The sequence below is a fragment of the Rhizobium sp. O111 genome, from assembly GCF_055616315.1.
The window spans coordinates 1,395,388-1,413,982 of sequence record NZ_JBSHXL010000001.1 but is presented as its reverse complement, the minus strand read 5'-3'; the positions used below and the strand labels follow the sequence as shown (position 1 = coordinate 1,413,982).

The 18,595-nt window shown below is 61.2% G+C and carries 19 protein-coding genes; 10 read left to right on the top strand and 9 right to left on the bottom strand.

The features are described 5' to 3' along the window. Positions 1–11: 11 nt before the first annotated feature. Entirely contained in the window at positions 12–446 is a 435-nt protein-coding gene (locus tag ACVTFQ_RS07245) for a CBS domain-containing protein (RefSeq protein ID WP_047510387.1), read from the bottom strand. 102 nt (positions 447–548) lie between these two features. Next, the gene (locus ACVTFQ_RS07240) at positions 549–1,316 is read right to left on the bottom strand and encodes a rhomboid family intramembrane serine protease (RefSeq protein ID WP_112949485.1); all 768 of its coding nucleotides are present in this window, start codon (positions 1,314–1,316) and stop codon (positions 549–551) included. A gap of 303 nt (positions 1,317–1,619) precedes the next feature. Here ACVTFQ_RS07240 and ACVTFQ_RS07235 point away from each other — a divergent pair, with 303 nt between their 5' ends. The 7 genes from ACVTFQ_RS07235 (at position 1,620) to ACVTFQ_RS07205 (ending at position 7,941) form a co-directional block, all read left to right on the top strand. Beyond that, positions 1,620–2,261 (top strand): PAS domain-containing protein, encoded by a 642-nt coding sequence (locus ACVTFQ_RS07235; protein WP_181459205.1) that lies wholly within the window; start codon positions 1,620–1,622, stop codon positions 2,259–2,261. Between the two features lie 89 nt (positions 2,262–2,350). Beyond that, positions 2,351–2,962: a PilZ domain-containing protein gene (locus ACVTFQ_RS07230; RefSeq protein ID WP_026283270.1), complete on the top strand. Its 612-nt coding sequence runs from the start codon at positions 2,351–2,353 to the stop codon at positions 2,960–2,962. A gap of 62 nt (positions 2,963–3,024) precedes the next feature. Beyond that, on the top strand, positions 3,025–3,993 hold the full coding sequence (gene pip, locus ACVTFQ_RS07225; RefSeq protein ID WP_111561459.1) for a prolyl aminopeptidase: 969 nt from the start codon (positions 3,025–3,027) through the stop codon (positions 3,991–3,993). A gap of 374 nt (positions 3,994–4,367) precedes the next feature. Next, entirely contained in the window at positions 4,368–4,973 is a 606-nt protein-coding gene (locus tag ACVTFQ_RS07220) for a transglutaminase-like cysteine peptidase (RefSeq protein WP_111561458.1), read from the top strand. Between the two features lie 247 nt (positions 4,974–5,220). Further along, a complete protein-coding gene (locus tag ACVTFQ_RS07215) occupies positions 5,221–5,973 on the top strand; it encodes a hypothetical protein (protein ID WP_111561457.1) in 753 nt (250 codons plus the stop codon). A gap of 139 nt (positions 5,974–6,112) precedes the next feature. Further along, on the top strand, positions 6,113–7,546 hold the full coding sequence (locus tag ACVTFQ_RS07210) for a serine hydrolase (protein ID WP_181459199.1): 1,434 nt from the start codon (positions 6,113–6,115) through the stop codon (positions 7,544–7,546). Between the two features lie 116 nt (positions 7,547–7,662). Then, a complete protein-coding gene (locus tag ACVTFQ_RS07205; protein ID WP_047510376.1) occupies positions 7,663–7,941 on the top strand; it encodes a hypothetical protein in 279 nt (92 codons plus the stop codon). A 40-nt stretch (positions 7,942–7,981) separates the two neighbouring features. Here ACVTFQ_RS07205 and ACVTFQ_RS07200 read toward each other — a convergent pair whose 3' ends face one another. Both ACVTFQ_RS07200 and ACVTFQ_RS07195 read right to left on the bottom strand, forming a co-directional pair. Next, on the bottom strand, positions 7,982–8,419 hold the full coding sequence (locus ACVTFQ_RS07200) for a DUF1489 family protein (protein ID WP_026283272.1): 438 nt from the start codon (positions 8,417–8,419) through the stop codon (positions 7,982–7,984). 124 nt (positions 8,420–8,543) lie between these two features. After that, complete coding sequence (locus ACVTFQ_RS07195; RefSeq protein WP_111561456.1) at positions 8,544–9,950, bottom strand: L-serine ammonia-lyase; 1,407 nt, start codon at positions 9,948–9,950, stop codon at positions 8,544–8,546. Between the two features lie 188 nt (positions 9,951–10,138). Here ACVTFQ_RS07195 and ACVTFQ_RS07190 point away from each other — a divergent pair, with 188 nt between their 5' ends. After that, entirely contained in the window at positions 10,139–10,903 is a 765-nt protein-coding gene (locus ACVTFQ_RS07190) for a DUF599 domain-containing protein (RefSeq protein WP_111561551.1), read from the top strand. After that, positions 10,904–11,890: a heparan-alpha-glucosaminide N-acetyltransferase gene (locus tag ACVTFQ_RS07185; RefSeq protein WP_111561455.1), complete on the top strand. Its 987-nt coding sequence runs from the start codon at positions 10,904–10,906 to the stop codon at positions 11,888–11,890. 16 nt (positions 11,891–11,906) lie between these two features. Here ACVTFQ_RS07185 and ACVTFQ_RS07180 read toward each other — a convergent pair whose 3' ends face one another. Together ACVTFQ_RS07180 and mgtE are read right to left on the bottom strand one after the other, a co-directional pair. Then, positions 11,907–12,299 carry a MerR family transcriptional regulator gene (locus tag ACVTFQ_RS07180; RefSeq protein ID WP_018899930.1) on the bottom strand — a complete coding sequence of 131 codons (393 nt, stop codon included), beginning with the start codon at positions 12,297–12,299 and terminating at the stop codon, positions 11,907–11,909. Between the two features lie 77 nt (positions 12,300–12,376). Continuing rightward, complete coding sequence (gene mgtE / locus ACVTFQ_RS07175) at positions 12,377–13,789, bottom strand: magnesium transporter (protein WP_018899931.1); 1,413 nt, start codon at positions 13,787–13,789, stop codon at positions 12,377–12,379. 168 nt (positions 13,790–13,957) lie between these two features. Between mgtE and ACVTFQ_RS07170 the strand changes: the two genes are divergently transcribed. Further along, positions 13,958–14,452: a peptide deformylase gene (locus ACVTFQ_RS07170; RefSeq protein WP_111561454.1), complete on the top strand. Its 495-nt coding sequence runs from the start codon at positions 13,958–13,960 to the stop codon at positions 14,450–14,452. Positions 14,453–14,462: 10 nt separating this feature from the next. Here ACVTFQ_RS07170 and ACVTFQ_RS07165 read toward each other — a convergent pair whose 3' ends face one another. From ACVTFQ_RS07165 to glmU, 3 genes are all read right to left on the bottom strand, one after another. Continuing rightward, the gene (locus ACVTFQ_RS07165; RefSeq protein WP_111561453.1) at positions 14,463–15,167 is read right to left on the bottom strand and encodes a DUF502 domain-containing protein; all 705 of its coding nucleotides are present in this window, start codon (positions 15,165–15,167) and stop codon (positions 14,463–14,465) included. Positions 15,168–15,282: 115 nt separating this feature from the next. Continuing rightward, positions 15,283–17,109, bottom strand: a complete 1,827-nt coding sequence (gene glmS / locus ACVTFQ_RS07160; RefSeq protein ID WP_111561452.1) for a glutamine--fructose-6-phosphate transaminase (isomerizing) — start codon at positions 17,107–17,109, stop codon at positions 15,283–15,285. Positions 17,110–17,217: 108 nt separating this feature from the next. Next, entirely contained in the window at positions 17,218–18,579 is a 1,362-nt protein-coding gene (gene glmU, locus ACVTFQ_RS07155; RefSeq protein WP_111561451.1) for a bifunctional UDP-N-acetylglucosamine diphosphorylase/glucosamine-1-phosphate N-acetyltransferase GlmU, read from the bottom strand. Positions 18,580–18,595: the final 16 nt, after the last annotated feature.

Sequence of the window (18,595 nt, the reverse complement as noted above, 5' to 3'; positions counted from 1 at the left end):
CGCGCCTTCATTCAGCCTGCGATATAGGCCTTGATGTCCTCGGCCTCGCGTTCGACCTCGGCGATACGCGTCTTGACCACGTCACCGATCGAGATGATACCGGCAAGCTTTCCAGCGGTTTCAACCGGCACATGGCGGAAGCGCCGGCTGGTCATCAGTTCCATCAGTTCGTTGACGGTCGTTGCCTCGTTGCAGCGATAGACCTTCGCCGTCATCACCGATGCCACGGAGCTATCAAGACAGGCGGGGCCGGACTTTGCGATCGCGTGAACCACGTCGCGCTCGGTAAAAATCCCGGCGATCTTGTTTTCCATGCCGACGATGACGATGGCGCCGATCTTCTTCTTGCTCAGAATCGCGGCTGCTTCGGAAACGGTCGTGTTCGGGCCGGCGGTGACGACATCCCTGCCCTTGGCATCCAGTATGGCTTTGACTGTATTGGACATTTGAACCTCCTATGTCGAAAGTGAGACACTTCAGCTGATCACAGGCATCCGCGGCGGTCTCTCCTCCCAACGCGGATCAGTTCGAATGGTGCACTTCAACGCTCAGGATTGCAATATATCCGCATCCTCTGAAATAGAGGGAAGTTCGGGCGGCGGCCGGTCGAACAGCGAAAACAGCACGAAGCCGAAGAGAAAGCCGCCGATATGGGCGTCCCAGGCAATCGGCGCGCCGGTGTCACCGATCAGTGGAATGCCGACGGCGATCAGGATGTTGCCGACGAACCAGAAGAGCATGAACATGACGACGGTGCGGCTGCGGAAGGTTTCCACGATCGAGAGGCGCGGATTGAGATGGGCGGGAAGCGCCACGCGGCGCTCCGACGGGAATGCGAAGCGGCAGGCTGCGCCCATCAAGGCCGACACCACGCCGGATGCACCGATCAGCACGGTCGCCTGTCCCCAGTTCAGCACGGCGTGAAGCGCGGCGGAAGCGACGGCGGCGAGAACCCAGAACACAGTATAGCGAACCCAGCCGATGCGGCGGGCGACGGGGGCGCCAAAGGCCATCAGCCAGAGCCCGTTGAACAGGATGTGCTCGATATTGCCGTGCAACAGCGAATAGGTGAGCGGCGTCCAGAACAATTGCGGCCCCTGCTCGGCCAAGGGCGTGATGTAGCGCAGCGGAATGAAGCCGAAATCGAAGAACAGCATGTCGACGCCGCTTTCGGTCAGGAAAATCGCCTGCACGGCATAAATCGCCGCCAAGAGACCGATCGTTGCGACAATGGCGCCGGGAAGATGGAAAACGGGCGTACGCGGCGGCTTGGCGGCGGGCTCGGTCGGCTGGTGCGGCTCGTTCGTATCGTCCATTGCATTCCTCGTTCACTTCGCGTGCACTGGCTTACAGGACGACAGGTCAAAAAAAAAGCCGTCCGGCAATCTACCGAACGGCTTGCTGAGCGTCCCCCGAGAATGACCTCGCGCCCGAGCAATTCATGCTGAACTTCCAATACCGGAAGCAATGAAAAGATACTGGCACGAGAGGCCGTCACAGACAATCGAAACCCTTCCTTAACCTTAACTGCCCGGATCTGGCATGAAATCCGCATGGCATAGAGCAAGGTGGCCATGATGGCCGCCGTTTGAACCGAAATGAAACAGATCGGCAGTCCCATGCGCCTCAACACCACCATCCAGATCTTCGACTACTGGAACAAGCTACGCGGCAGCGAGATCGCTCCCCTGCGGACGCAGGTGGAGCCACGCGATATCAGCCAGATTCTCTCCAGCCTCTTCATGCTCGAAACGTCCGAGACGAGCCGCGTCACCTTCCGTCTAGCCGGTACCCGCATCTGCGATCTCTTCGGCCACGATCTCGGCGGCAGCTGTTTGTCGGAGCTCTGGGCACACGGGCACGAGGACATCGAAAAGACGGCCGTCGGCGTCATGGAGCATGGCATCCCGGCGCTGTTGAACGCCACCGGATACAGCACCGCCGGCCATCGCGCGGCCTTCGAGATCATTCTTCTGCCGCTGCGCAATGCCGAGGGGGAATGCGACAAGCTGCTCGGCGCAATCGCACCGGCCACGACCGCGAGCTGGCTGGAGGTCGTCCCGCTGCAGTTCCTGGCGCTCGACCGCAGCCGGTTGCTGCATGAGCAGCTCGACCCAACGGAAAACACGCAAAGCGGCGCGAACGAGCCTCGTGCGGCGACCAGCGGCAGCCGCTCGATCGCCGATACGGTGCGTCGTCTGATGTCCAGCCTGATGGATGAACCCGTGAAACAGGATGCGCCATTTCGGCACTACCGCTGAGCGGTAAAACCCCCTCGCCTGAACAACCTTCTGTTAATGGATTGCGAGTAAAGCTTGGCGCCAAAGCTATTTGTAAAAGAAGCCCTTTAATGCACGCTTTCCAGCAAGCTCAGACGCAAAAAACTGCGCCTCGTCTTGAACAAGGTGCATTTCAGCGCGTGCCCATCAATATGCAGGGCCGCCTGATGCTGGCAAATTACGAGGAATTCGAGTGCCTGGTCATCGATATGTCGCCCGGCGACATGTATGTGACCTGCCAGGGCCGCCCGCGCGTCAACGAACGCGTCGTTGCCTATATCGATCACCTCGGTCGCGTCGAAGGCTATGTCCAGACGATCGACAGCCGCGGCTTCAACATGTCCATCCACGCCACCGAGCGCAAGCGCGAGAAGCTTGCCGCGCAGCTGACGTGGCTTGCCAACAAGCACGAGCTCGGCCTGCCGGAAGATCGTCGTCACGATCGTCTGATGCCGCGCGAGACGCAGACGGAAATCACGCTTGAAGACGGTACGCAGTATATGTGCCGGATCATGGACTTGTCGCTCTCGGGTGCTGCCGTCGACGTCGAGGTTCGCCCGGCGATCGGCACAGCGCTTCGTCTCGGCAACATGCGCGGCCGCGTGGTGCGTCACTTCGTCGAAGGCGTCGCGATCGAGTTCCTGTCGCTTCAATCGCGCGACACGCTACGCGAATTTCTCTGATCACCGTCATCGCGGCTTCACAAAGCTGATGGATTGAAGCGCCTCTTTAGGAGGCGCGCCCGATGTCGATTCTTTATCCCGAGATTGAAGCTTACGATCACAGTTTCCTCGATGTCGGGGACGGCCATCTGATCCATTGGGAAAGCTACGGCAATCCGCATGGACGGCCGGCGCTCTATCTGCATGGCGGGCCGGGCTCCGGCGCATCGCCCTCGGCGGCACGCTATTTCGACCCATCCGTCTATCGGATCATCCTGTTCGACCAGAGAAATTGCGGCCGCAGCCTTCCCAATGCCGCCGACATGCGGACGGATCTTTCCGCCAACACGACCTGGCACTTGATCGACGATATCGAGAAACTCCGTTGTCACCTTGAGGTGACGGATTGGGTATTGTTCGGGACATCCTGGGGATCCACGCTTGCGCTCGCCTATGCGCAGACCCATCCGGCCCGCGTCGCGGCGATGGTGCTTGCAGGCGTGACGACAACGCGCCGATCGGAAATCGAATGGCTGACACAGGGAATGGCCGCGCTGTTTCCCGAGAAATGGCACCAACTCAACGCGTCCCTTCCCGGTGACATGAGGGCCAAGGGCGTTCTTGAGGGTTATCGAGAATTGCTCAATGGGCCCGATCTCGGCGTCCGCCTCAAGGCGGCGCGGGACTGGCATGATTGGGAGGCGGCCTCCATCCTGCTTAACAATCCCGAGGGCTACCCCCGGCGCTGGCGAAATCCGGAATATCTGCTCACCCGTGCCCGGATCATAACGCACTATTTCAGCCATGGGGCATGGCTCGAAGAAGGTGCGCTGTTGCGGGACGCTGGAAAGCTGGCCTCGATCCCCGGCGTTCTCGTTCAGGGACGGCTCGATCTGGAGGCACCATTGACCACGGCATGGGAATTGGCGCGCGCGCGGCCGGGAAGCGAGCTCGTCATCGTCGAAAACGCCGCTCATGCACCCGATCACGACGGCATGGCGCGCGCAATTATCGCCGCGACCGACAGATTTCGCGAAATTTCTCAAAAATAATTTTCGACGCATCACCTTAAAAAGCGGCTCAAAACGCGCCATTTGCGGGCGAATCCGGCGTTCCAACGGTCGAAAGAGCACCGTTTCCCTCCAAGCCACATGATGAACGCAATATTACCGAAATCGCGCCGTGGCCGCCGGCGTTAATCTTTTGCCTCGAAACGAGCCATCCGATGGCGGCGAGGCCTTTTTGAGAAAGATAAAATTTGAAGCAATCTTGGTAAAAATTCCCTTCGAATTCCGGTAAAATTCGATGTTGATTTTAGTCGAATTCGACGCGCTTTTGAATCAACTAAGCCTTTAATTTTGCTTCTGAATTTTGCGTCGAGTAAAAACACGTCTGGCAATGTCTCCTCACAAACGGGGACATACAAATGACGATAACAAACTTCATCAAGGGCGGCTTCGCCGCTGCTGCGATGCTCATGTCCATGGCAGGCGTCGGACAGGCCGGCTACCAGAGCATGACCGTTCTCGGCAACACCAGCCCGCCGATCGGCGCTTACCAGTTCTGCAAGGAAATTCCTGAGGACTGCAAGAACGCAGCCGGCGACCAGGGCACGATGGTGCTGACCGAAGACAGCTGGAAGACGATCCTGAAGATCAACTATCAGGTCAACTCCGAGATCACGCCGATGACCGACATGGAGATCTACGGCGTCGAAGAACGCTGGGCATATCCGAAGACCGCAGGCGACTGCGAAGACTATGCGCTTCTGAAGCGCAAAATGCTGATCGAAGCCGGCTTCTCGCCGTCGAACCTCCTGATGACCGTCGTGCTGCAGCCGAATGGCGATGGCCATGCCGTGCTGACCGTTCGCACCGATCGCGGCGACTTCATTCTCGACAACATGCGCAACAAGGTCATGCTCTGGGCCGATACCGAGTACACCTATCTGAAGCGCCAGTCGTCCAGCGATCCGACCCGCTGGGTCAAGCTTCAGGACGGCCGCGCCGTGGCTGTCGGTAGCGTCAAGTAATTCCATCCGCCGGAGCAATCCGGTGGGCAAGCAAGGCGCCTGGTCCCGTCCCCGCATGCACGTCCAGACCGGCGTCTCAAGAGCCGCTCCTGCTGTCCCAGGAGCGGCTCGCTTTTTATGGGCCATCGGCATGCCCTGATGCCCGGTTAACGATTAATTAACCACACAAGCCCGATCATCACGCCATAGATCAGCGACACCGGCGGCTCACGTTTTTCCTGCGACGGTCAGATATGCGAAAGCCGTCATGCGCCAGGCCATTCAGAGCTCCACAGAGGTCGAGGAATCCCCTCTGCTGTCGACTGGCTTTCTCATCCGCACAACCATTGTCATCGCGCTTCTGGCGGTGCTTACCGTTGCCATCAGCGTTGGCGGCCGATGGTTTGGCGCGCGCGTGTCGCTTGCCGGGAATACCGACAGCACCGCGCCGGTAACACTCACGATCGGCCAGGATACGCTTCAGCTCCAGGAAAACACGATCCGCTTCCCCAGCCAGCGGCATAGCGGCACCACCGAGCGCGCCGACCTCTATCTGGCATGGCCGCAGATGCAGGGTTACTCGAGCGAGAACCGCGATCGCTTCGACGACATCGCCAAGTCCCCGGACCTGATCTTCCTGCAGGTCACGCAGGCGACCATGTCGCGTGACATGTCCGGCCGATTCGAGCCGATCTACTCGCATCTGATCGACCCAACCCCGCACCCATTCGCTAATGGCATGACGCTTCACAAGCTTCGAGCCGATACCGGATATGGCGACGAAGTGCTGCTGACGGCGCCGCGCGCGGGTGATCCCGACTACGTCGTGCGCTGCCTGCTGCCGGCGAGCCCGGAGTTTACCACCAGCGGCGACTGCCAGCGCGATATCAAGGTCGGGCGCGATTTAAGTGTGCTTTACCGCTTCTCCAGCCGTCATTTGGCGGAGTGGGAACATATTGATGCCGCTATTGCCCAATTTGTGGAAACGCGCCTCGTGAACCGTTCCGCGACATCTCGGTAGAATGGTCCGAAACGGTGAAACAAACGATTAATCATAAACGGATTGGTAACCCCAAAGAGCTACCTTCGACGAGGTTGATCGTGCGGGCGAAGCGCGGTCCCGATTCTTCTAAACTGCAAGCCAAGCAAAGAGTGAAATAGTGTCAAGGTCAGCTTATTCCGCTTCCCCGTCCCGCTCCAGCAATTTCCTGATCAAGGCGATCGTTGCGCTGTCCATGGCAGTCGGTATGGTTGGCTTGGCTTCAAGCGCAGAAGCTGCCAACTCGAAGTATGCGGGCATCGTCGTCGACGCCAATACCGGCAATGTCCTCTACAGCGAAAACGCCGATCGCTTGCAGTATCCGGCTTCGCTGACCAAGATGATGACGCTTTACCTGACGTTCGAAGCGCTCGAGCAGGGCCGCATCCGTCTCGATAGCGCCGTTCCCTTCTCCGCTCACGCATCCGGTCAGGCACCGACCAAGCTCGGCGTTCGCCCGGGCGCCACGATTTCGGTCGAGCAGGCGATTCTCGGCCTCGTCACTCTTTCCGCCAACGACGCCTCTACCGCGCTTGGCGAACTGCTCGGCGGTTCGGAAGACCGTTTTGCGCAGATCATGACCGCGAAGGCGCATGCGCTCGGCATGACACGCACCACCTACCGCAATGCCAACGGCCTGCCGAACACCGCGCAGATGACCACGGCGCGCGACCAGGCCCGTCTCGGCATCGCGCTGCGCCAGCATTTCCCGCAGTATTACGGCTATTTCTCCACGCAGAGCTTCAAGTTCGGCAACCGCATCATCCGCAGCCATAACCGCCTGGTCGGTTCGGTGCGCGGCGTTGATGGCATCAAGACCGGGTACACCCGCGCTGCCGGCTTCAATCTGGTCAGCTCGGTTCAGGTCGATGGCAAGTCGATCGTTGGCGTGGTTCTCGGTGGTGCTTCCACGCCTGCCCGCGACACCCAGATGCGCAACCTGATTGCCTCCTACCTGCCGAAGGCTTCGACCCGTGGCGGATCCGCTCTGGTTGCCCAGGCCCCGAAGATTTCGTCCGAGACCGTCATTCCGGTGACCGTTGCCAAGCAGGAAGTCGCGGAACTGCCGCCGACGCATCCGCTGCCGGTCAGCCGCACCGAGGTTGCCTCGGCGCAGGTCGCCTATGCCGGCACGTCGTCGTCCAAGTCCGACAATCCGCTTCTGCAGGAAATGCCGCAGCCGACGAAGGTGAAGACGCAGCCGATCAAGCAGGCCGCTGCCGCGCCGGTTCCCACGCCGACCACCGCCTACGTTCCGCCGGAACAGGGTGATACCTCGGTCGACAACGTCACGACCGCATCCACCAAGCAGGCGCAGCCGGAAGGCTGGGTCGTGCAGATCGGCGTCTCGGCCAGCCGCGAAGCAGCAATGGACCTTCTCGACGGCGCCAAGAGCAAGGGTGGCAAGGCACTGCGTTCCGCCAAGCCCTTCGCCGTCGCCTATGCCGGCAGCTATCGCGCACGTTTCGGTGGCTTCGACGACCAGAAGCAAGCCGTCAACGCCTGCAACACGCTGAAGCGTGCCGGCGTGAAGTGCTGGGCCTCCGCCCAGTGATGAAGACGACCGCCGCCTACTCAAGTTCAGGCGGCGGCCCGGAATTCGGCCGTGATCGGTGTTCGCGACAGGGCCGGCCTTCCTAGACCTGATTTGTATTGCGTACGGGGATAATTATGGCGATCAACGAGAATGTTCCGGAATTTCCGGCCGAAGGTCGGTTGACTGGCAAGAATCCGCGCTCGGTTCTGCATCCGCTTCACGAGGCGGCGATGCGTCTTGCCGAGATTGGCATGCCGCGGCCGAAGGCGAAAACGGCCAAGACCAAGGACCTGATCAACCTGCTCTTGTCGCATGGCGCACGCGCCTGGCGCTACTCGCAGCCCGAAGCGAACATCCATCTTCACGTCACCAACCCGGAAGGCCGGGCGCCGGTGACGATGCGGCTCCGCTGAGCCGAAACGAACGGGTCTTTCTCTGACGTGATGCGTTTCGTCAGAGAAGGCCGAGTTCGGAGAGCTCGCGGCGCAGGTCCGCGGGCATCTCGGCAACACCCTCGCCGAGCGTATCGAGATCACGCGGGCGATCCTCTTCCGGATAATAGCGCCAGCCCTGAAAAGCACGCTTCGGCTGTACCGCCGTTTCGATGACCTCGGGGCCGAGCACCAGATGGCAGCGGCCAATGCCCTCGCCATCGGTAAAGCTCTGGATATCGAGCAGCTTCTGCCGCGCCTGAACCTGGCCCTTGATCACCCAATACAGTGAGCCGCCGTCGAGCAGCTCTTCAACGCGCTTCGGGACCATTCGGGTCGTGTGGACGGAGTGTGGTTCCATGCCGGCGGCGATCGCCCTCAAGGAGCGTTCGGCCACCCATTCGCGCAAGTCGTCGATCGAGTCGGCGCCGACGCAGAGTTTGATAAGATGCAATGCCATACCGCCGTTCAAATCCTTTTGCGCGGCAGCGTCAAGCGGCTTGAACGCGCCGGCGGCCCATAGCCGCCGGTTTTCCAATCACAGTGTGATACGCCGTCCAGACCGCGATAGCCGGCCCGGCCGATCAACACTCCACGACGTTGACCGCGAGGCCGCCGGTCGAGGTTTCCTTGTACTTCTCGCTCATGTCGTAGCCGGTCTGGCGCATGGTCTCGATACAGGCGTCGAGCGGAACGAAGTGGCGACCGTCGCCCTTGATCGCGAGCGATGCAGCGGTCACGGCCTTCACGGCGCCAAGCGCGTTGCGCTCGATGCAGGGAACCTGGACGAGACCGGCGACGGGATCGCAGCTCATGCCTAGATGGTGTTCCAGCGCGATTTCGGCTGCATTCTCGATCTGCTCAGGCGTGCCGCCCATCACGGCGGCGAGACCGGCTGCGGCCATGGCAGCCGCCGAGCCGACTTCGCCCTGACAGCCGACTTCGGCGCCCGAGATCGAGGCGTTGTGCTTGATGATGCCGCCGACTGCCGCTGCCGTCAGCAGGTAGTCGCGGATGCCGTTCTGGTCCCAATCGTCGTGAAAATGCTCGTAGTATCGGATCGTCGCCGGGATGACGCCGGCGGCGCCATTGGTCGGCGCGGTCACCACGCGGCCGCCGGCCGCGTTCTCCTCGTTGACGGCCATGGCATAGACGCTCAGCCAGTCGTTGGCGAGCAGTGGATTGATGCGGTTGCTGCGCCACTCTTCCTGCAGCTTGTCATGGATCGAGCGTGCGCGGCGGCGGACATTGAGGCCACCCGGCATGATCCCGTCGACCTTGAGGCCGCGTTCGATGCAGGAGCGCATCGCTTCCCAGATCCGATCGAGGCCTTCGTCAAGTTCCTCACGGCTGCGCTGGCTTTCCTCGTTGGCGCGCTTCATCTGCGCGATCGAGACGCCCGAGCGCGCCGCCATATCGAGCATCTGCTTGGCGGTGGAGAAGGGATATGGCACCTTGACGCCATCCGACGGCATCTTCTTCTTGGCGCGCATGGTTTCCAGTTCCGTGTCGGTCACGACGAAGCCGCCGCCGACGGAATAGTAGATGCGGCGCACGAGCATCCGGCCGTCCTTGTCGAAGGCGGAGAAGGACATGCCGTTGGCATGGCCCGGAAGCGGCTGCTTCTTGTCGAATACCAGATCGGTCTTCGGCTGGAACTGATAGGCGGAATGCCCAGGTGGAGTAATACGGCCGGAGCGCTCGACCTTGTCGATGATGCCGTCCATCTGGTCGGGATCGACGCTGTCAGGCTGCTCACCCATCAGGCCGAGGATGACGGCCCTGCCCGTCCCGTGGCCGATACCGGTGTGGGCGAGCGAGCCGTGCAGGCTGACCTTGATTGCCGCGACATTGGCACCCGAAGACGGGCGCGGCCATTCATCCGACAGAATCAGATCGAGAAAGCGGTTCGCCGCCGTCATCGGCCCCATCGTGTGGGAACTGGAAGGGCCGACGCCGATCTTGAATACGTCGAAAACAGAAAGGAACATGGGTGCGTCCTGTTGAGAATTTACTTAATCAAGCTACGCCAGCGCGGCTTGCGATCCGTTCGGTCCACCGACATAGCATTTCACGCGTGCGACATCATCCTGTGAAAGGTTCCACTTCCGCCCGTTGTTGCGGTCAGCGCTTCTATCTATAGAGTGGGCGCGTGGAGAGGGACTGAATCAATATAATGATGACGACACCAGATTACATCGCCCTGTGCTTCTTCGCGCTCATGTGGTTCGGCTATGCGCGACTGTTGCGCAGCGCCAGTCTCTTCGGTCGCACCAGTCTCACACATGCGATGATCGAGCGGCGGCGCGAATGGATCTACAATTCGCTGCGCCGCGACCTGAAGATGATCGACACGCAGATCATGGCCGGCCTGCAGAACGGCACTGCCTTCTTCGCCTCCACCTCGATCTTCGCCGTCGGCAGCTGTTTCGCGCTGCTTGGGGCGACGGAGAAGGTCGACGCGGTGTTCGCCGATCTGCCATTGGTGCTGCACAGCGGCCACGCGGTGTTCGAGATGAAGGTCGGCGGGCTGGCGGCTCTGTTCGGCTACGCCTTCTTCAAGTTCGGCTGGTCTTATCGGCTGTTCAACTACTGCACCATCCTGTTCGGCGGCATCCCCATGATGCGCGACACGGAAAACGACGTTCTGGCAGCGGAACGGGCCGCCGAGCGCGTCATCCGCATGAACATCATCGCCGGCGGTCATTTCAACGAGGGGCTCAGGGCAATCTTCCTGTCGATCGGCTATCTCGGCTGGTTCATCAACCCTTACGTCTTCATGGCGACGACCACGATCGTCATCGTCGTCCTGACGCGGCGGCAGTTCTTCTCCGAGGCGCGGCTGGCGATCATGGATCGCGAGCCGTCATCAAATCTCCACCTTTCTCCTATTCCCCGCAGCAATCCGTCAGCCGACGGAAACGACTCATCTGGGGGATTGTGAATGACTGTTCCGGCGACGGAGACCGTAGCGGCACCAAAGCCGCCGCGCATCGGCTTGCTCGACACGCTGCGCGGCGCGGCGCTGATCGCGATGGCGACCTATCATTTCACCTGGGACATGGAGTTCGTCGGCTACCTTACGCCGGGTACCGCCGAGACCGGCTGGCTGAAGCTCTATGCTCGCGCCATAGCCTCGACCTTCCTGTTCATCGTCGGCGTCAGCCTCGTGCTCGCCAATACGCCGGAGACGCGCTGGGCTTCGTTCTGGAAGCGGTTCGCGATGATCGCCGCCGCGTCGGTGGCCATCTCCGTGGCGACCTATTTTTTCATGCCGGGAGAATGGATCTTCTTCGGGATCCTGCACTGCATCGCCGTGCTGAGCGTGGTGGGCGTGTTGCTGTTGCGGCTGCCCCTGCCCGCGATCGTCGCCGTCACCGTCGTCGCGGTCGCCGGCTGGGTTGCCGATACGTGGGTATCGCCGGGCATCCTGCGTTCGCCGTTCTTCGACCCGCGCTACCTCGCTTGGGTCGGCTTCGCCGAGATGCCGCAGCGTTCCAACGATTATGTTCCGCTGTTTCCGTGGATGGTGCCGTTTCTACTTGGGCTGACGGGTGCTGCGATCGCACTCAGAACGGGGCTTCCCGCCAAGCTCGCCAGCTTGGGAACCGGATCGAGCCTGCTCGCCAGGCTGGGCCGGCACAGCCTCGCCTTCTATCTGATCCACCAGCCGGTGCTGATCTCGATCGCGTTTGCGCTGGCTTACATCGTGCCGCCGGCCAAGCCCGATCCCGTGCAGACCTACCTGCAGCAATGCAACACGTCCTGCAGCCTGCAGGAAGGCGAAGCGCTGTGCCGCAGCTTCTGCCAGTGCACGCTCGATAAACTTCAGGAACAGAAGCTGTTCACGCCGTTTCAATCCGGCGAGGTCAAGGCCGATGATGGTCGCATCCTCGGCCTTGCCAGCGAGTGCAGCGCCGCGCCCCAATAAGGGGCGCGTTGACCGATCAGGTGCCGACGCCGATCTCGGCCAGACGGCCGAGGCAGGATTCTTCGATATTGTCGAGTTCGGCGAGAGTGTCGTCGATATCCTTGCGCTTCTGGCGCAGGTCCTCGCGCTTCTCGTCGACGCGCTTCATCAGCAGCTTGAGCTGCCCGAGCTCGCCCGGCGGTTCCTTGTAGACCTGAATGATTTCGCGAATTTCGGCGATGGTGAAGCCGATGCGGCGACCGCGGAGGATCTCCTGGATCAGGCGCCGATCGGTCGGGCGAAACAGCCTCGTGCGGCCACGACGCTCCGGGTGAATGAGGCCTTCGTCTTCATAAAAGCGAAGCGTGCGCGTCGAAACTCCGAATTCGCGCGTCAACTCCGTGATGCTGTAATATTTGCTAACCGGCATGGATCCCTCGATATTCAGGAACCCATAATATTAACTTTTACGTAATAGTCAATTTGTGCAACCCGGTTGCGAGTTGTCTATATGCCAAACCACCAGGTGGCGATCCCCAGAAAAGCGAAGAAGCCGGTGCAATCGGTGACCGTGGTCACGAAAACCGACGAGGCGATGGCGGGATCGGCTCCGACCTTATCCAGCAACAACGGCAAAAGAATGCCGGCGACCGCTGCTGCGAAGAGATTGATGATCATGGCCGAGCCGATGACGAAGCCGAGCTGATAGTCGTGAAACCAGGTCGCAGCGATGGTGCCCATGATCACCGAGAACATGGCGCCATTGGCAAGACCGACTGCCACTTCCCTTCGAATAACGCGGCCGGCATTGTAGATATCGAGATCGCCGGTCGCGAGCGCGCGCACGGTCACGGTCATGGTCTGCGTGCCGGCATTGCCGCCCATGGAGGCGACGATCGGCATCAGCACGGCGAGCGCGATCATCTTCTCGATCGATCCATCGAACAGGCCGATGACGCTGGCCGAAAGCAGCGCGGTGCCGAGATTGATGACCAGCCACAGGAAGCGTGACTTGACCGTTGAGAATACGTTGTCCGACAGCTCTTCATCGCCGACACCGCCGAGGCGCTTGATGTCCTCGTCGGCTTCTTCGTGGATGACGTCGACGACGTCGTCGATGGTGAGCACGCCGACCAGCCGGTCGTTCTCGTCGACGACGGCGGCGGAGAGAAGGTCGTATTGCTCGAATAGCTGCGCCGCCTCTTCCTGGTCCATCTCGGCCGGGATCGGGTGGTTGGTCTCGCGCATGATCGTTTCGATCTTGTTCTGCCGCTTGGTGCGCAGGATCTTGTCGAGATCGATGGCGCCGAGGAGCTTGAACGTCGGATCGATGACGAAGATCTGCGAGAAGGAATCCGGCAGGTTCTCCTCGTCGCGCATGTAGTCGATCGTCTGTCCGACCGTCCAGAACGGCGGCACGGCGACGAATTCCGTCTGCATGCGGCGGCCGGCGGAGCTCTCGGGATAATCGAGCGCCCGGCGCAGGCGAACGCGCTCGGTGAACGGCAGCTGCGCCAGGATCTCGTCGCGGTCTTCCTGGTCGAGATCTTCCAGAATGTAGACGGCGTCGTCCGAATCGAGCTCACCGATCGCGGCTGCGATCTGCTCGTTCGGCATCTGGTCGACGATCTCGCGGCGGATCGCCTCGTCGACCTCGGTCAGCGCCGTCATGTCGAATTGGTCGCCGAGCAGGCGAACGAGCGCCAGGCGCTGATCGGGCTGGATCGATTCCAGCAGATCGCCCAGTTCCGATTCGTGCAGGCGCGCGACGTGCTGTCTGAGGAAGATCGTATCGCGATCGGCGATAGCCGCGCCGACAAGCGCCAGGAAGTCGCTGCGGACGTTTCCGTTCTCGTCGTAGAGGTCGGCTTCGCTGTCCTCCGGACGCGTGCGGACGAGCTCTTCTGCGTCGTTCGTCATCTTTGCCGCCCTCGCATCTCTTTCGAAGTTTAGAACGCTTCGATACGCCGGAATTCAACCCGTGCTAGCCGAAAGACATGGGAACGTCCAGCGTTAAACCGTTCATACGGATGACAATTCGCCAGTCGGGAGATAGTTTCGGCGCATCTGAAATCAGGAGAGGTTTTCGTGACCGTCCGCCCCATTCTACGCTTCCCTCACCCCGGCCTCAAAACGCCTTGCGAACCGGTGACAGCCTTCGACGACACATTGCGCACGCTTGTCGCCGACCTCCTCGACACGATGCGCGCGGCCCCGGGTGTCGGCATCACGGCGGCGCATATCGGCGTGTTCGAGCGCGTAACCGTCATCGAGCTTAGCCGTGAGGATGGGGTGCGGGTTTACGTCAATCCCGAGATCGTCAACGCATCACAGGAGACAAGCCGCAATACGGAGGGCAGCGTCTCGATGCCTGGGGCGACCGACGAGGTGATCCGGCCGAACGCAATCCGGTTTCGCTATCAGGATGTCGATGGAAACACCCACGAGGAGGACGCGGAAGGCTTTCTCGCCATCTGCATCCAGCACGAGATCGACCAGCTCGACGGGATTTTCTGGCTGCAGCGTCTGTCGAAGCTGAAGCGCGACCGGTTGGTGAAGAAGTGGGAGAAGGCTGGCGGCTGAACCGGCTGGATTACATCTCGACCGGCGCCGGCAGCGGCTTGCGTTCAGGTTCGGGTGCGGCGATCTGCGAGGCCAGTTCTTCCGGGGTCACGAGGCCACCCGAGATCAGAAGCTTCGCGGCGTCTTCCGGTGACATGTCGAGCAGCACGATCTTTTCGCGCGGCACGAAGATCAGGAAGCCCGCGGTCGGCACCGGGGTCGGCGGCAGGAAGACGCTGACCATGTCGTGGCCCATGGCGTTGAACTTCGAGGCGATCTCGCCCTTCGCATCGGTCGCGATAAAGACCATCGCCCAGAGGCCCTGGCTCGGGTACTCGATCAGCCCAACCTTCTTGAAGGAGTTGCTGCGCTCCTTGAGCACCGTCTCGAAGATCTGCTTGACGCTCTTGTAGATGACGCGAACCAGCGGCACGCGGCGCACGAGAGACTCGCTGAACATCACGATCTGCTGGCCGATCAGGTTCTTGCCGAGAAAGCCGATAATGGTGATGATGATCAGGCCGATCAGCAGGCCGGAGCCCGGAACGGCGAAATTCAGATAGTTGTCGGGGTCGTAGCGCGCCGGAAGATAGGGCTTCACCCAGCTATCGGCCCAGCGCACCACCGACCATGTCAGCCACAGCGTGATGGCGATCGGCGCGCAGATGATGATGCCCGCCAGAAAGTTGTTTCTGATGCGCGTCGCGACCGACAATCGGGGCAGTTTTTCCGTCATCGTATGCCGACGAACTCCGTTGAGTTTAGCTGCGATCGGAAATCAGTGCCCCCGTGCTTTCCGTGCCAAAAACTGCCAGAATTCGCCGCCCCGCACAAGCCTCGGTCGGACGGCCTCACTCGACCGTGACCGACTTGGCGAGATTGCGCGGCTGATCCACATCGGTGCCCATGAAGACCGCCGTGTGATAGGCCAGAAGCTGGATTGGCAGCGAGAAAATCATCGGTGCGATGATTTCATCGACGTTGGGAAGAACGATCGTCGCCATGGTCGGCAGCTTGGAATGCGCGGCACCCGCTTCATCGGTGATGAAGATGATGCGGCCGCCACGGGCTGCCACTTCCTGCATGTTCGAGACGGTCTTTTCGAAGAAGCGGTCGTAAGGCGCGATGACGATGACGGGCATGTTCTCGTCGATCAGCGCGATCGGGCCGTGCTTCAATTCGCCGGCCGCGTAGCCTTCGGCGTGGATATACGAGATTTCCTTGAGCTTCAGCGCGCCTTCCATGGCAAGCGGATAGCTCGTGCCACGACCGAGATAGAGCACGTCCTTGCACTTCGACAGTTCACGCGACAAGGTTTCCATCTGCGGCTGAATGGCGTTGAGCACGCGGCTCATGATGCGCGGCATCTCGGCGAGATGGCGAACCAACTCCTTTTCCTGATCCGGGCCGATGGTTCCCCTCGCCTTGCCGGCGCCGAGCGCCAGCGATGCCAGGACGGCGAGTTGGCAGGTGAAGGCCTTGGTGGAGGCGACGCCGATTTCGGGGCCGGCCATGATCGGGAAGATCGCATCCGATTCGCGGGCGATCGTCGATTCCTTGACATTGACGACGGCGCCGATCTTCAGGCCATTGTCCTTGCAGTAGCGCAGCGAGGCCAGCGTATCGGCGGTTTCGCCTGATTGCGAGATGAAGAGTGCCGCCTGCGTCGGCGACAGCGGCATTTCGCGGTAGCGGAACTCGGAGGCGACGTCGATCTCGACAGGCAGGCGCGCATAGCGCTCGAACCAGTATTTGCCGACCAGACCTGCGAGATAGGCGGTGCCGCAGGCGGAGATGGCGAGACCGGTCACCGACTTGAAATCGATCGCCGCCGCGTTGGCGCTGATCGTGTTGCTGGCGAAATCCACATACTGGCTGAGCGCGTGGGAGATGACCTCTGGCTGCTCGTAGATTTCCTTTTCCATGAAGTGGCGGTGATTGCCCTTGTCGACGACATAGGCCGTCGTCTGCGAGATCTGGCGCGGGCGCGAGACTTCGTTGCCGTCGAAATCGAGGATGGTCGCGCCGTCCTTGGTCAGGACCGCCCAGTCGCCGTCGACGAGATAGGTGATCTCGCTGGTAAAGGGCGACAGCGCGATGGCGTCGGAGCCCAGGAACATCTCGCCCTTGCCGTAACCGACGGCGAGCGGCGGACCGGAGCGCGCCGCCATTATCGTGTCGGGATCCTTCTGCAGCATGACGGCCAGCGCATAGGCACCGGTGACGCGGTTCAGCATCGTCATCATCGCTGCGCGCGGCTCGAGGCCTTCGCCGAGATACTTGGCGACAAGATGCGCGACGACTTCGGTGTCTGTCTGCGTTTCGAACACGGCGCCTTCGGCGGTCAGTTCGTCGCGCAGCTCGGAGAAGTTTTCGATGATGCCGTTGTGAACGACGGCGACGCCCTTGACGAAATGCGGGTGAGCATTGGTTTCGTTCGGAACGCCATGCGTCGCCCAGCGGGTGTGCGCGATACCGGTCGTGCCGGGCAACGGCTCGCTATCGAGGCGCTTTTCGAGATTGAAGAGTTTGCCCTCGGCGCGACGACGGTCCATGGCGCCATCGTGGATGGTGGCGACGCCGGCGGAATCATAACCGCGATATTCAAGCCGCTTCAGCGCATCGACCAGACGCACCGCCACGGGGCTGTTACCAACGATACCAACAATACCACACATAAAGAAATCCCCAGAGCCAGCAATCAATTGCAGGCAGTCGTAACAATTTTCGCTTTTTACTCAATCGGCCCGCCGGTCACTTTCGGTGACCGCGCGTTACGAAGACAATCAGCCTTTCGCCTTCTTGGCGGCCTTCTTCGCAAGTGCCAGTTCGCGCAGGATGGTGGCGCGCCCAGGCTTGATCTCCTGGCGCGCGCGTCCGAAGGCAAGCGCATCCGCCGGCACGTCATTGGTGATGACGCTGCCCGACGCGATATAGGCGTTGTCGCCGATGCTTATGGGCGCCACCAGCGAGGAGTTCGATCCAACGAAGGCGTTTGCGCCGATGATCGTTTCGCTCTTGTTGACGCCATCATAGTTACAGGTGATCGTGCCCGCGCCGATATTGGCGCCGGCGCCGATGCGGGCGTCGCCGATATAGGTCAGATGGTTGACCTTGGCACCCTCACCCACCTTGCCGTTCTTCACCTCGCAGAAATTGCCGACCTTCGATCCCTCGGCGAGATCAGCGCCCGGCCGCAGGCGCGCGAACGGGCCGACCGTGGCACCGGTGCTGACATGCGCGCCCTCGATATGCGAGAAGGCATGGATGATGGCGCCGCCATCGATCACCACGCCGGGGCCGAAGACGACGTTCGGCTCGATCAATGCATCCTGGCCGATGACCGTGTCGTAGGACAGGAGGACCGTTTCGGGAGCAATCATGGTGACGCCCGAGATCATCAGTTCGTGGCGACGACGCTCCTGCCACAGCCGCTCGATGACGGCGAGTTCGGCGCGGTTGTTGGCGCCGGTCATCTCGACCTCGGGGGCATCGACCGCGGTGACGCGACCGCCCTGCGAGCGGGCGATCTCGACGAGATCGGTCAGATAATACTCGCCCTTGGCATTGTTGTTGCCGATCAGCGCCAGAAGCTCCAGCGCCTTGCGGCCGTTGATCGCCATAAGGCCGCTGTTGCACCAGGTTACGGCGCGCTCTGCGTCGGTCGCATCCTTCTCTTCGCGAATGGCGATCAGCTCGCCGTCCTTGACGAGCAGACGGCCGTAGCCGGTCGGCTTGTCGGTGTGGAAACCGATGACGACGATATCGCTGCCATCAGCAAGCGCCTGGCGTGCGGCCTTGAGCGGCGCTTCCGTCTGCAGGGGAACGTCGCCATAGGTGACGATCACATCGTCATAACCGCGCGCAATGGCTTCACGCGCCGCAAGCACCGCATGGCCCGTGCCGAGGCGTTCCTTCTGGAGATAGGCCTCGATCTCGACACCGCCGACCGCAGCGGCCTTGGCAACCTCGTCGGCATCACGGCCGACCACGAGTGCCACGGCGCCGATATCGGTCTTGGCCACGGCTTCGACGACATGGGCGATCATCGGGCGGTTGGCCACCGGGTGGAGAACCTTCGACTTCGACGATTTCATTCGCGTGCTGTCACCCGCGGCGAGAATGACGGCAAGACAAGTGCGTTCCATGGTCTGCTCCCAAGAA

Coding starts and splice junctions, on each gene's coding strand:
- ACVTFQ_RS07245 (WP_047510387.1), bottom strand. CDS start 446: ATGTCCAATACAGTCAAAGCCATACTGGATGCCAAGGGCAGGGATGTC.
- ACVTFQ_RS07240 (WP_112949485.1), bottom strand. CDS start 1,316: ATGGACGATACGAACGAGCCGCACCAGCCGACCGAGCCCGCCGCCAAG.
- ACVTFQ_RS07235 (WP_181459205.1), top strand. CDS start 1,620: ATGCGCCTCAACACCACCATCCAGATCTTCGACTACTGGAACAAGCTA.
- ACVTFQ_RS07230 (WP_026283270.1), top strand. CDS start 2,351: ATGCACGCTTTCCAGCAAGCTCAGACGCAAAAAACTGCGCCTCGTCTT.
- pip (WP_111561459.1), top strand. CDS start 3,025: ATGTCGATTCTTTATCCCGAGATTGAAGCTTACGATCACAGTTTCCTC.
- ACVTFQ_RS07220 (WP_111561458.1), top strand. CDS start 4,368: ATGACGATAACAAACTTCATCAAGGGCGGCTTCGCCGCTGCTGCGATG.
- ACVTFQ_RS07215 (WP_111561457.1), top strand. CDS start 5,221: ATGCGCCAGGCCATTCAGAGCTCCACAGAGGTCGAGGAATCCCCTCTG.
- ACVTFQ_RS07205 (WP_047510376.1), top strand. CDS start 7,663: ATGGCGATCAACGAGAATGTTCCGGAATTTCCGGCCGAAGGTCGGTTG.
- ACVTFQ_RS07200 (WP_026283272.1), bottom strand. CDS start 8,419: ATGGCATTGCATCTTATCAAACTCTGCGTCGGCGCCGACTCGATCGAC.
- ACVTFQ_RS07195 (WP_111561456.1), bottom strand. CDS start 9,950: ATGTTCCTTTCTGTTTTCGACGTATTCAAGATCGGCGTCGGCCCTTCC.
- ACVTFQ_RS07190 (WP_111561551.1), top strand. CDS start 10,139: ATGACGACACCAGATTACATCGCCCTGTGCTTCTTCGCGCTCATGTGG.
- ACVTFQ_RS07185 (WP_111561455.1), top strand. CDS start 10,904: ATGACTGTTCCGGCGACGGAGACCGTAGCGGCACCAAAGCCGCCGCGC.
- ACVTFQ_RS07180 (WP_018899930.1), bottom strand. CDS start 12,299: ATGCCGGTTAGCAAATATTACAGCATCACGGAGTTGACGCGCGAATTC.
- mgtE (WP_018899931.1), bottom strand. CDS start 13,789: ATGACGAACGACGCAGAAGAGCTCGTCCGCACGCGTCCGGAGGACAGC.
- ACVTFQ_RS07165 (WP_111561453.1), bottom strand. CDS start 15,167: ATGACGGAAAAACTGCCCCGATTGTCGGTCGCGACGCGCATCAGAAAC.
- glmS (WP_111561452.1), bottom strand. CDS start 17,109: ATGTGTGGTATTGTTGGTATCGTTGGTAACAGCCCCGTGGCGGTGCGT.
- glmU (WP_111561451.1), bottom strand. CDS start 18,579: ATGGAACGCACTTGTCTTGCCGTCATTCTCGCCGCGGGTGACAGCACG.